Origin of the sequence: Helicobacter sp. (assembly GCF_029067145.1) — a bacterium.
Lineage (GTDB): Bacteria > Campylobacterota > Campylobacteria > Campylobacterales > Helicobacteraceae > Helicobacter_D.
Genome location: NZ_JAIEFA010000031.1, coordinates 29916 through 42147, shown reverse-complemented (window position 1 = coordinate 42147; position 12232 = coordinate 29916). Strand labels below are relative to the sequence as shown.

The following is a 12232-nucleotide window of genomic DNA, read 5'->3' as shown; positions in this document are numbered from 1 at the left end:
GTAGAAGTTGAATGCAATCTTTAAAGAATTAATGGAATCTTGGGAAGTTTCTCCAGCAGACCAAAATATTTATTTGCAGAGTGCTTACACTAAAAGTTTCCCCAAAAATTATAGAATCTTAAAAGGCGAGCAATGCCGCGGACTTGTTTTGATATTAGATGGTGCTTTGCGGACATTTATCGTTTCTCCAAATGGCAAGGAAATCAATCTTTTTGTTCTAAAAAATGGCGAATTTTGTATCCTTTCTGCGACTTGTATTTTAAAAAATATTCATTTTGATGTTTGTTTGGAGTTTATTCAAACCTCCAATGTATTGATTTTGCCTAGCAAGATTTTTGACAAATTAAGTCTTAAGTATCCCATTGCCAAGCAATTTCAGACAGAGCTTATTGGGGAACGTTTAAGTCGCGTTGTTTCGTCTTTGAGCTCCCTTGCGTTTGAATCTTTGGAGGATAGGGTTTTGAATTTTTTGCATTCTGTTTTACGCCGCGAGGATTCAAAGGATTCTAAGATGCTTTATATCACGCACGAGGAGATTGCCAATGCGTTAGGAAGCGCGCGCGAGGCAGTCTCAAGAGTGTTAAAAGAGCTAGAAAAACAGGGCAAACTCAAAACAAGGCGCGGAATCATTGAGTTATTTTGATTAGGACTGCTTGCTTTTGATTTCTAGCTTAAAGGCGTGCAAGCCAATAAGGAATGTTTGCCTGCTCTTGCGCAACACTCGTTGTATCGCCGTGTCCGGGCAGAATCAGTAGATTTTCCTTTCTCTCCATAAATTTTTCCAAACTCGCTTTCATTGCGCTATGAGAGGAATAAGGAAAATCGCTGCGCCCAATGGAGCGATGAAAGATAAAATCTCCACTAAACATTACTTTTTGTTGGGACAAAGGCGGAATCTCACTTTGTAATGACGCATTTTGCGCAGAGATAGAATCTGCATTGGTGAGTTTAGAACTAAGCACAATCACGCTACAACCCGGAGTATGACCGGGATAGCAAGAAAATTCTACGATAAAATTATTGAATGTGTAGTGATTTTCTCTGCCTAGATTCTCTGTAGTTGCTGTTTTTGGTTCTATTTTTGCGTCCTCTTTTCCACCCGCAAGCACACTAGGAGTAGATTGGGGCAGCCCGGTGCTAAAGCAGTCTTCTGCTAGCATAAAGGCATCTTCTAGCGGACAAAGTAGTGGAATCTTGCCAAAATGCGAAAGGAGCTCGGCATTGCTCCAAACATGGTCAAAATGCCCGTGTGTGTTAAGAATCGCAAGCGGTTTTGTGCGCTCAAGGGTTTCTATTACCCAAGTGCTTGCCCCAATTCCTGGGTCAATAATCAATGCTTCATCTGTTTGCTTGTCTATTGCAAGATAGCAATTTGTCTGATATTCTCCAAAGGCTTTGCGCAAAATCATAAAAGAATCGTTTTCAAAAAGAATCATAGATTTTCCTTAAAATTTCTCAAAATCTTGCGAATCTTAACGCAAAATCGCTAAAATAATACCAAAAAAGGCGGACAAAATGACACAAAAACCAATGCAACCCCAAGAACGATTCTATCCTGCTACGCCCGATTTTCGCGATGCGTTTGGGAGAGATAGAGATAGAATCATACACAGCTCGTATTTTAGACGCTTGGAATACAAAACGCAAGTGTTTATTAATCATAGCGGAGATTATTTTCGCACGCGTTTAACGCATTCACTTGAAGTAAGCCAGATTGCGCGCACTTTAGCAAAAAATTTAGGCTTAAATGAGAATCTCGCAGAAGCCATTGCACTAGCGCACGATTTAGGACACACGCCTTTTGGACACGCAGGAGGAGACGAACTAGACAAAACAATGCGTCATTATGGATTCCATCACGGGTTTGACCACAATTTCCAATCGTTTCGTGTGGTAACAAAACTGGAGAAGCGGTATAAAGATTTTGAGGGTTTGAATCTTTCTTTTGCAACTTTGGAGGGAATCTTAAAGCATTCTTATCCTTACGAAAAGTCCTTTATCAATTCAAATTTACAAAATATCTTTCGTGTGGAATTTCACCCAAGTCTTGAGGCGATTCTTGTAGATTTGTCCGATGAGATTGCGTATATTAGCGCGGATATTGATGACGGCATTAAATATGGCTTGATTGACTTTGAGGATTTAGAAGAAAACGCATTAGTCGCGCGCGCCTTAGAGTTTGTGGAGAGAGAGGAGGGGATTATGCGTCAGGATTCTATCTTTCGTCATCGTTTCACTTCGCGCTTGATTACAATGCTTGTTTATGATATTTTGGACAACCACAAGCCCTTTGTGCAGGATTCTGTGCGGTGCTTTACCACTCTTGCTAAGGAATCTTTGCCCATTTCTCACACAAAAACAATAGAACAAGAGATAAAAGCACTCAAAAAAATCCTCCTAAAATGCCTCTATCGTCATCAGGAAATTTACAAAAAAATGTTTATGGGCAAACGTTGCGTGCGAAAACTTTATGATTGCTTCAATAACGAAACTAGCCTTTTGCCAAAGGATTTGCAAGCAAGAATCTCTAATGGAGAAAAAATCCATCGCGTCTGTGCGGATTATATCGCGTCTATGACAGACCGCTACGCCATTGCACTTTACCACGAGTTGGGATTCTAAACTTTTGTGGTAGATTGCTATGCGTTATAAATAACGCTCTCCACTGCGTCATTGCGAGCGAAGCAATCCATAATCTCGCATAACTTTAAGATTCCATTGCCAAGTTCCCGCAAAGCTAATCCCCCAAAAGCCCTTTGGTAAAAGCGCAGAGTTTTTCAGAAATTTCTCCCTTCTCTTTGCAAGCTTTGTCAATATAGCGCACAAAGGCACTTCCGACAATCGCAATCGGCACGATTCCGCGCAAAGCGTCAATTTGTTCTTTGCTTTGGATTCCAAACCCTAGCGCAATGGGCTTTGGACAATGCGCTTTAACCCTTTGGACATACTGCATTAAGGATTCGTCAATCTGCGTTGTGTCTCCTGTGATTCCATTGCGCGCGACAACATAGACAAATGCTCCGCTTCTGCGGCTTAATCTCTCCATTCTCTTTGGCTTGGTTAGGGGCGCAATGAGTGCAATATTTTCTAGTCCCAATTTCTTGGCTTTTTTGAATAATTTTTCGTCATTATCTAGCGACAAATCCGGCACAATCAGCCCATAAACTCCACATTCTTTCGCCTTTTGCAAAAATTTTTTGATTCCATAACAAAACAAAATATTTCCATAAGTCATAATCAGTAGCTTCGTATTCAGGCTGTTTTGGGCGAGTTTGTCTCGTAACTGCGCGATAAACTCAAATCCTAAATCGGTATTGAATCCCCCTTGAAGTGCGACTTCGCAAGCATTAGCAATCGCGATTCCATCGGCGTTTGGGTCGGAGAATGGAAACTGCACTTCCAAATACTCTGCTCCGCCTTGTGCGATTCCAAAGGCGGCTTTTAGACTTGCCTCAAAGCTTGGAAAACCCGCAACAATATGTCCCATTAATGCAATTTTTTCCATTCTTACTTCCTTAAAGCAACGCTAGATTGCATTGTATCAATTTCTTGTTGCAAAAATTCTGCCCAACGCTCTTTTTGTAGGGCTTTTGCGGTGATGAAAATATCTTTATCCCCTCTACCGGAAATATTGACAAGGATTTTTTTGTTTTTGACTTCCTTAGCGATTTTTAATGCCCCCGCTAATGCGTGGCTAGATTCTAAAGCAGCGAGGATTCCCTCGTGTTTGGCAAAGAATCGTAAAGCCTCTAACGCCTCACTATCCAATGCGCTTAAAAACTCCACACGCCCGATTTCCTTTAAATGCGCAAGTTGAGGACCAATCCCTGCATAATCAAGCCCCGCCGAGATAGAGTAGGTTTCTAGTAGATTGCCATATTTATCGCTTAAGAAGTAGCTTTTATATCCTTGTGCGATACAAAGATTCGCATTTTCATTGCCCATACGCGCGGCATTCTTGCCTATTTCTTTGCCCAAGCCTCCCGCTTCAACGCCGATGAGGCGCACCGAACTTTTAAGAAAATGGTTAAAGAATCCCATAGAGTTGCTTCCTCCACCCACACACGCAATCATAATATCAGGGTTGCCCTTGAAAAATACCTTTGTTTGCGCCTTTAACTCCTTGCTGATAATGCTTTGAAATTTGCGCACGATGTCGGGATAAGGATAAGGACCAAGCGTGCTTCCAAGCACATAAAAGGTGTTTTTGCTCTCCTTGCTCCACTCTCTTAAGGCTTCATTGACGGCGTCTTTAAGCGTTTGGCTTCCGCTCTCCACGCTGACAACCTTTGCGCCAAGTAGCTCCATATTAAACACATTGGGAAATTGTCGCTTAATATCCCGCGCGCCCATAAAAACAACGCATTCCATACCGAGCTTCGCACAAGCTGCCGCAGTGGCTAATCCGTGTTGTCCCGCTCCGGTTTCGGCAATAATGCGTGTTTTACCCATTTTTTTGGCAAGCAAAACCTGCCCGATTGCGTTGTTAATCTTGTGCGCTCCCGTGTTTGCCAAGCCTTCAAATTTCAAATAAATTTCATTGTGTAAGAGTTTGCTAACATTTTTCGCATAGATTAAAGGCGTGGGGCGTCCGATGAAATCCCTATACAGTGAGGATAATTCTTGTTTAAAATCACGAGATTTTAAAATACTCTTGTAGGCTTTTTCTAGTTCTTTTAGCGCAGGATAAAGAATCTCTGGCATATATTGCCCGCCAAATGCGTGCAATCCACCCTTTTTTTCACCAAAAAATCCCTTTTTGGATTCTAAGAACATTTTGTGTTTCATTGCGTCTTCTTTGTGTGAATTTAAAGGTGATATTTTAACAAAAATTTATGTAAAATCATCACTGCAATAGCGGTAGATTCTCTGTCATTGCAAGGAGCGAAGCGACGAAGCAATCTATAATTTCGCAAACATAGAATCTAAAATCTAAGGGGGCAAGGGGGGGGGGTTCTACTTGCGAAACGTTCCACTTCCCCATTAACCCCAACCCATAGCGCGCTTCTTGCGGAATCGCATTTAAGATTCCATTGTAAAACCCAAAGTATGCAACATTATGGATTGCCACGCATTTTTTACAAAAACGCTCGCAATGACAAAATCCAACTACTGCATTGTTGTGAGGTCTTGTCCGAAGCGCACACTGCGTAGCAGTTTGCTCACACTTGCAAATCTATAATCCTGCATAATGACGCGGTGTTTGTTGTAAAAGTCAATCTGTTCTCTGCAATTTTCTTTTAATTGCATTAAAATTTTAATGTATTTTTTAATGTTAAGAATATAAAATCCGCAAAAATCATTGTTTAAAGAAGTGCTATGTTTGAATTTTTAACAAATCCCAAAAATCAAGGGGCGGCTGCGCATTTTAGTATTCAAAAAATCTCGGCTTCCAAGCTCACGCCTTTAATGGTATGCGAAGCGTTGAATGCGCCCGTTTTGCTTGAATCTGCGTTTTTGGATAGTGGTAAGGGGCGGTTTTCTATCCTTGTGCTTAAAGAGGCTTTTAGAATCATAAAGGAGCAAGGCAAAGTCTTTTTGTGCGAGGATTCTAAGAAGCACGATTTGGGCAAGATAAAACAAATCGGTGATTTCACTCTGCCACAGAAACCAAAATTTTTGGATTTCTTAGAGGCTTTTGCCGCATTAACTCCAAAATTGGATTCGGAGAATATTCCTAGCACAGAGATAGAATCCCTGCATTTGCCGCTTGGAGGAGTGGGGTATTTGGGGTATGAGTTTTTTAGCGAGATTGAGGAGGTGGAATTTAAGAATCCTCCGCTTTATGATGTGAGTGAGAGTGCTTTTATTTTCGGGCGTGAATTTGTCGTGTTTGACCATTTTTATGAATCGCTTTATATTCTTTGTGTGAGCTTTCAGGGAGAATCCAAACCACAAGACACGCAAAAAAGGGTGCAGGAATTAGCCAATACATTGGAGCATTTGAGCTTATCAGATAAGCCTACGCAAGAGTATCATTCCGCAATTACTTCTAAGGATAAGAAGTCTTATTATACAAAAATGGTGCAAACGATTAAAAAAGAGATTTATAAAGGCAATTTGCTCCAATGTGTGCCAAGTCAGAGTTTGGAGATTACAAGCACTTTGCCACCCTTGCAAGCCTATATGAATCTACGCATTGCTAATCCAAGCCCCTATATGTATTATTTTAACTTCGGCACTTTTGAGATTATCGGGAGTTCCCCCGAAGTGCTTGTTCGCGTGAAAACGACTGCACCAAACGCCGCACAAGTTACGATTCGCCCAATCGCTGGGACACGCGCTAGAGGCAAGAACGCCCTAGAGGATTCCAAGCTAGAGGAGGAATTAAAGGCAAATGTGAAAGAAAACGCCGAACATTTGATGTTGCTAGATTTGGGGCGCAACGATGTAGGCAAAGTGGCAAAGGCGGGAAGTGTGCGCGTAACAAAAGAAAAGGTGATTGAAAAATACGCACGCGTAATGCACTTAGTCTCTGAAGTGCAAGGTGAAATGGATTTGACAACACATAGCAAGAAAGACGCGCTTTATGCGGCATTTCCAGCAGGCACCGTAAGCGGTGCGCCAAAGATTGCTGCCATTGAAACCATAGAATCTCAAGAAGCGCATAAACGCGCAATTTATGCGGGCGCGATTGGTTATTTTGCCAAAAATGGCGATATGGACTTTGCAATAGCCATTCGCACAGCGGTTTATCAAAAGGGTGTGTATTATCTCCAAGCAGGAGGCGGAATCGTCATAGATTCCGATGAGGACGCGGAATATGAGGAGACAAGGAACAAAATGCGCTCCTTAGTGGAAGCGATTTTAGGAGGTGCAAAGTGATTTTGCTGATTGATAATTACGATTCCTTCACCTATAATATTTATCAAGCCTTTAGCACTCTTGGTTATCCGATTAAAGTCTTGCGCCACGACAAAACGAGCCTAGAGGAGATAGAATCCCTAAATCCAAGCTATATTGTGCTAGGACCGGGACCTAAGACGCCACAGGATTCTATCTTGAATATCCAAATTGTGCAGAAGTTTAAAGGAATCTATCCAATTTTAGGAATTTGCTTGGGACATCAGGCGATTTTAGCGGCTTTTGGTGTGGAAATCAAAAATGCAAAAAATATCATTCACGGCAAGGTAGAGCCGCTAAAACACAATCAAAAAGGAATCTTTCGGCATATTAGCAAAGATACGCCCATTACGCGTTACCATTCTCTTGTGGGTAAAAGGGACGAGATTCCAGAATGCTTTATCATTAGCGGGGAGAGCAAGGACGGCGAGGTAATGGCGGTAGAGCATAAGCAATACCATTTGGTTGGGTTGCAATTCCACCCGGAATCTATTGGCACAAAAGAGGGTGTCAAAATGCTCCAAAACTTCCTGCATTATGCGCGTGAGCCGATTCCTATTAAGGATTATCTGAAAAAATGTTTGAAGTTAGAATCGCTGAATTTTCAAGAGAGTTATAATCTAATGGACGAACTTACAGAGGGGAATTTGAGCGATGCGCAAATTGGTAGTATCCTTACGAGTTTGGAAATCAAAGGTGTAGATGAATACGAGCTTGCGGGATTTGCTTCGGTATTGAAGCAAAAGGCGGTGCGCTTTGAGGTTGGGAGTAAGAATCGCATTTTGTTTGATATGGTTGGCACGGGGGGGAGTAGTGCAAAAACCTTTAATGTTTCCACGACTTGCGCCCTGCTTCTTGCCACACTTGCCAAAAAGGCGGATTTTGGAATCATCAAGCACGGAAATCGTGCAATTACCTCACAAAGCGGTTCGGCAGATTTACTTAATGCACTTGGAATTAATCCAAATATGGAATTACAAAATGTGCAAAAGGCGTATCAAGATTTGAATCTTACCTTTCTTTTTGCGCAGAGATTCCATTCTGCTATGCGTTTTGCCGCTCCAGCACGCAGTAGTTTGGGATTCAAAACCGCTTTCAATCTGATTGGTCCTCTTAGCAATCCCGCTCCTATTACACATCAGCTTATTGGTGTGTTTGACAAGGCATACACGGAGATTATGGCGCGAGCTTTGGCAATTTTGGGGATTAAGCGTGCAATGGTGGTGAGTGGGCTAGATGGTTACGATGAGATTTCGCTTTGCGCACCGACACAAATCACAGAATTGCGCAATGGAGTGATTAAGACTTATATTTTTAATCCTGTGGAAGTGGGACTTTCTTTTGCAAGTTATTCTATGCTCAAAGGCGGAGATGCGAGGGAGAATCTACAAATCACAACCGACATTTTTAATGCTTTGCCCTCGCCAAAACTTGATTTGGTTGCATTAAACTTAGGCGCGGCTCTTTGTGTGTGCGAGCAGGCAGAAAGTCTAAAAGAGGGATTCTTTCAAGCAAAGCAAATCATAGAATCTAAAGAAGTTTTTGAGGTTTTAAAGGGATTCCAAAGCATTAGTAATATGCGTTTGGAGAGCTTGTAATGGAATCTTGTAAGAATGTGCCAACAATTTTAAAGGAAATTTTGGACAAAAAGCAAAAAGTCGCTTTGCGTGCTTGTGAGCGCACGACTCCTCTGAATCCTCCTGCTTTGGATTTGGATTCTGCCTTTGTCATCGCAGAAATCAAACGCGCAAGCCCAAGCGCAGGAAATATTGGCACGATTCCAAACCCTAGCGCGCTTGCAAAAGAGTATTTGCAAGGGGGAGCAAGTGCTCTCTCTGTGCTTTGTGAAGAGGATTATTTTAAAGGGAATTTAGACGATTTAAGGGCAGTCAAGATTGCAAATCCTAGTGCTTGTGTGTTGCGAAAGGATTTTATCACAGAGGTGGGGCAAATCAAGGAGGCTTATGATTTTGGCACGGATATGGTGCTGCTGATTGCTGCGGTGTTTATCGGAGAAAACAATCCCTATGGCGGGTTTTTGCAACTGCACGCACTTTATGGAAAATGTTTAGAACTTGGTCTAATGCCTTTGGTGGAAGTGCATAATGCGCTAGAAGCGGATTTTATCGCCCCTTTGGGGGCAAAACTTATCGGGATTAATTCGCGCAATCTGCATACTTTTGTGATTGATAGAATCCAAGCCTATTGCCTCTTAAACCAAATCCAAGCACAGAATCCCAAAAGCAAGGTGATTTTTGAATCCTCCCTACATTGCAATTTTGATGGGTTTGTTGTCGGAAATTTAGGCTTTAATGGAATCTTGTGTGGGAGCTATTTGGTAAAAAATCATAAACCCAAGCGCGCTTTAGAGGAATTAAAGAAAGCAATGGAATATGGAAAAAACTCGCCCAATGCCTTTTATCAAAATGTCTTTAGATTGCTAAATTCGCCTTTGGGATTCCTTAAGATTTGTGGAATCACAAACACACAAGACGCGCTAATGTGTGCGAAAGTCTTGCAAGAGTTAGAATCTTATTATAAAGGAGTGCGCAAAATTGCTGCTTTGGGATTCATCATAGAGCCACAATCCCCAAGATACATTGCAATAGAGCATATCAGGGAAATTGCAAAGGAATTGGAGCAATTTCCCAATATTCTTAAAATCGTCGTGTTAAAGGACGATAAACACCAAATGCAAGCTGCGATAGAGTTGTATCAAGGGGGTGTAGTAGATGCGTTGCAATTACACGGCATTTGTAAGGCAGGATTCTTTGGTGGAGTGGAGCTAAAAGAGGCAGATTTTGCGTTTTATGAGGCTTGGAATGTGGAATGTGCAGAGGATTTGGGCGAGTTTGTCAGCCCCTTTGTGCTGTTGGATTCTAAAAGTGCATTAGGCGGTGGCAGTGGGCAAAGGATTGATTTAGAGGTTTTGGATTCTTTAAAGGCAAAAGTGCAAACCCTATGTATAGCAGGTGGCGTAGGGGTGGAGAATGTGGAATCCTTAATGAAGATAGGAGCGAAAATGCTAGATATTAATTCTAGCATAGAATCTAAGCCGGGCAAAAAAGATTTTGCTAAATTCCAAAAATTCCTTGCGATTCTAAAAGAGGGGAGCAAAATTTGCGATTAAGAGGGCTTTTTGTAGGGAAAATTGCGAGGTATTCCTGTGGCGAAGTTTCCTTTGAAAGCGCGATGAAAGGGCGCGAAGTAGAATCGCTAGACATCACTAGCAAGGGAATTGTGGGCAATGAGATTGCAGATACAATCCATCACGGAGGGGAAAATAAGGCGGTTTTTGCCTATGATGTGGAATCTTATACTAAGTGGCACAAGTGCTTAGGTTTGGAGATTCCTTATGGAGGAATGGGCGAGAATCTTTTGCTAGAGGAGATAGAAGCAGGCGATTTATGCGTGGGGGATAGGCTTTGTTTTGAGAGTGGAGTGGTATTGGAGATTTCTATGCCGCGCGTGCAGTGCTTTAAGATTCCGAGTTTGTATCCAAGCCCACAGGACAAAAACGCGTTGGCAAAATTTTTGTTTGAAACAGGCTGTGTAGGATTTTATTTGCGTGTGATACAAGGCGGCAGAATTCAAAAGGATTCTGCTATTTGCTTAGAATCCGCGCAAGATTCCATAACTCTGCGATGTGCGCATCAAGTTTATAAAAACCCAAAACTTGCAAAAGAATCCCTCCACGCTTTATTAATCAATCCCAAACTAGCGCAGGAGTTTAAAAGAAATGTAGAATCGCGCTCTAATGAATCTGGTTTGTTAGATTGGCAGTTAGCATAGAATCCGACGCGGTTGCAAACATTAAGAAAATAGGAGACGAAGCACGCATACCATTGCGCCCTTGCGAGTGGAGCGACAAAGCGCACAATTCACAAGGATTTTACCCATACTTGCAAATCCATAAGCTAAAATCTCGCTATTTGTAATTCCATTGTTTTATTTATGCGAGATGATAAATTGCCACGATTTCTTACGAAGTATCGCAATGGCGAATCCGCGCTGTCATTGCGAGCAAAGCGAAGCAATCCATAATCAAGCATAATTTTAAGAATTCCATTGCAGAATTTACTTTTTGCAAGATTATAGATACTAAAAAGTTGGGATTTACCCTAAAAAATAGCGAATAGAGGCAAAATTTTGGATTTTTGTTGTAGTGATTTCTTGGAGTTGTGCTTGTGTGATGATTCCACCTAGTGCGAAAAGTTTTGCTTTGAAATTTTCAGGTTTAATGCTGTTTAAAAATTCAATGCCTAGCGGAGTGCCTTTATTAGGAGTTTCAAAGATTGGGCTAATCGTGATTCCATTTGCCCCTTGTTTATCGGCTTCTTGGATTTCTTGCAGTGAGTGTGCGCTGAAAAATACAAGGGGTAGCTTTTCTCGCGCAGCTTTGATTTGCTGCATTTGTGTTCCATTACAATGCACCCCGTCAAAGCCAAATTCAAGAGCTAGGTCTAGGTTGGAGTTAAGGAGGCTTGGGATTCCATAAGAGCGATTGAGATTCAAAAAAACTTCCATTAGTGCAGGGTTAAAATGTGATTCCTTGTCGCGATAGGCAGCAAAGTCAATGGAATGCTTATGGAGGATTTTTGTGTAAAAGTTATGAAATTCTAAAGGGGTTTTGGGATAAAGTGTGGGCTCGGTGATAAGGTAAGCCTTAATGGGCTTCCTCGCTTACCAAAACCGCGCTTGCTAGGAATACATAAGTCAGAATCATAAAGATAAAAGCTTGTAAAAATGCCATAAAGGTTAGCAATAAATATGCTGGGAGCGGAGCAACCCAAGGAGCAAGCATTAACATTACAAGCAAGAACATATCATCTCCCTTGATATTTCCAAAGAGACGGAAAGAGAGTGAAACTAATCTTGAGCAGTGAGAAATGATTTCAATAGGGAACATTAGCGGAGCTAATGGCTTGATAGGACCAGCAAAATGCGCAAAATATTTTACGATTCCAAAGGTGCGGATTCCTTCAAAGTTATAAAACACAAACACAACAAGCGCGAGTGTAAGTGTGAAGCTAAGGCTAGAGGAGGGTGCTTCAAATCCCGGAATGATTCCAATAAGGTTTGCCAAACATACAAAAAGTGCAATTGTCGCGGTAAGCGGTAGATAATGACGCGCTTTTTCTTCGCCAATGACATCTTTTGCCATAAAAATAACCCCGCCCAAAAAGGTTTCAAAAATATTTTGCATTGTGCCGGGCACAACTTGTAGTTTTGAAGTAGCGAGTTTAGCCAAAATAATCGCAATAATCGCGACTAAAATCGTATGAGATGCGATAATAAAATCGTGGTCGTGGCTAACCAATCCTAGAAAAGTAAATAATCTTCCGTCCATAAAATACTCCTTTAAAAGTGAATAATTATGCCAGAAATA

At 41.6% G+C, this 12232-nt stretch carries 13 protein-coding genes; 6 read left to right on the top strand and 7 right to left on the bottom strand.

Annotation, left to right across the window (positions count from 1 at the left end):
- Nucleotides 1-7: 7 nt before the first annotated feature.
- Entirely contained in the window at nt 8-643 is a 636-nt protein-coding gene (locus K2N75_RS02595) for a Crp/Fnr family transcriptional regulator (protein ID WP_297679405.1), read from the top strand.
- Nucleotides 644-671: 28 nt separating this feature from the next.
- On the opposite strand, the gene K2N75_RS02590 is transcribed toward K2N75_RS02595, so the two are convergent.
- Entirely contained in the window at nt 672-1436 is a 765-nt protein-coding gene (locus tag K2N75_RS02590) for an MBL fold metallo-hydrolase (RefSeq protein WP_297679407.1), read from the bottom strand.
- Between the two features lie 94 nt (nt 1437-1530).
- Here K2N75_RS02590 and K2N75_RS02585 point away from each other — a divergent pair, with 94 nt between their 5' ends.
- Nucleotides 1531-2622 carry a deoxyguanosinetriphosphate triphosphohydrolase gene (locus K2N75_RS02585; RefSeq protein ID WP_297679468.1) on the top strand — a complete coding sequence of 364 codons (1092 nt, stop codon included), beginning with the start codon at nt 1531-1533 and terminating at the stop codon, nt 2620-2622.
- A 115-nt stretch (nt 2623-2737) separates the two neighbouring features.
- Here K2N75_RS02585 and trpA read toward each other — a convergent pair whose 3' ends face one another.
- From trpA to K2N75_RS02565, 4 genes are read right to left on the bottom strand one after another with little or no spacing between them, the layout of a single operon-like run.
- Entirely contained in the window at nt 2738-3505 is a 768-nt protein-coding gene (trpA, locus tag K2N75_RS02580) for a tryptophan synthase subunit alpha (protein WP_297679409.1), read from the bottom strand.
- A 2-nt stretch (nt 3506-3507) separates the two neighbouring features.
- On the bottom strand, nt 3508-4788 hold the full coding sequence (gene trpB, locus K2N75_RS02575; protein WP_297679411.1) for a tryptophan synthase subunit beta: 1281 nt from the start codon (nt 4786-4788) through the stop codon (nt 3508-3510).
- A 58-nt stretch (nt 4789-4846) separates the two neighbouring features.
- Complete coding sequence (locus K2N75_RS02570) at nt 4847-5071, bottom strand: hypothetical protein (protein WP_297679413.1); 225 nt, start codon at nt 5069-5071, stop codon at nt 4847-4849.
- Between the two features lie 38 nt (nt 5072-5109).
- Nucleotides 5110-5250 carry a hypothetical protein gene (locus K2N75_RS02565; RefSeq protein ID WP_297679415.1) on the bottom strand — a complete coding sequence of 47 codons (141 nt, stop codon included), beginning with the start codon at nt 5248-5250 and terminating at the stop codon, nt 5110-5112.
- A 69-nt stretch (nt 5251-5319) separates the two neighbouring features.
- On the opposite strand from K2N75_RS02565, the gene K2N75_RS02560 reads away from it, so the two are divergent.
- The 4 genes from K2N75_RS02560 to K2N75_RS02545 are packed head-to-tail and all read left to right on the top strand — an operon-like array spanning nt 5320 to nt 10635.
- Nucleotides 5320-6825 (top strand): chorismate-binding protein, encoded by a 1506-nt coding sequence (locus tag K2N75_RS02560; RefSeq protein ID WP_297679417.1) that lies wholly within the window; start codon nt 5320-5322, stop codon nt 6823-6825.
- The gene (locus K2N75_RS02555) at nt 6822-8441 is read left to right on the top strand and encodes a bifunctional anthranilate synthase component II/anthranilate phosphoribosyltransferase (RefSeq protein WP_297679419.1); all 1620 of its coding nucleotides are present in this window, start codon (nt 6822-6824) and stop codon (nt 8439-8441) included. Before K2N75_RS02560 ends, K2N75_RS02555 begins: the two co-directional genes overlap by 4 nt.
- Complete coding sequence (locus K2N75_RS02550; RefSeq protein WP_297679421.1) at nt 8441-9973, top strand: bifunctional indole-3-glycerol phosphate synthase/phosphoribosylanthranilate isomerase; 1533 nt, start codon at nt 8441-8443, stop codon at nt 9971-9973. The genes K2N75_RS02555 and K2N75_RS02550 overlap by 1 nt, the downstream gene beginning before the upstream one ends.
- Nucleotides 9964-10635: an MOSC domain-containing protein gene (locus K2N75_RS02545; RefSeq protein ID WP_297679423.1), complete on the top strand. Its 672-nt coding sequence runs from the start codon at nt 9964-9966 to the stop codon at nt 10633-10635. The genes K2N75_RS02550 and K2N75_RS02545 overlap by 10 nt, the downstream gene beginning before the upstream one ends.
- 324 nt (nt 10636-10959) lie before the next feature.
- Here the strand turns inward: K2N75_RS02545 and K2N75_RS02540 are convergent, their stop codons facing one another.
- Nucleotides 10960-11499, bottom strand: a complete 540-nt coding sequence (locus K2N75_RS02540; protein WP_297679469.1) for a thiamine phosphate synthase — start codon at nt 11497-11499, stop codon at nt 10960-10962.
- 10 nt (nt 11500-11509) lie between these two features.
- On the bottom strand, nt 11510-12193 hold the full coding sequence (locus tag K2N75_RS02535; protein ID WP_297679425.1) for a F0F1 ATP synthase subunit A: 684 nt from the start codon (nt 12191-12193) through the stop codon (nt 11510-11512).
- Between the last annotated feature and the right edge of the window lie 39 nt (nt 12194-12232).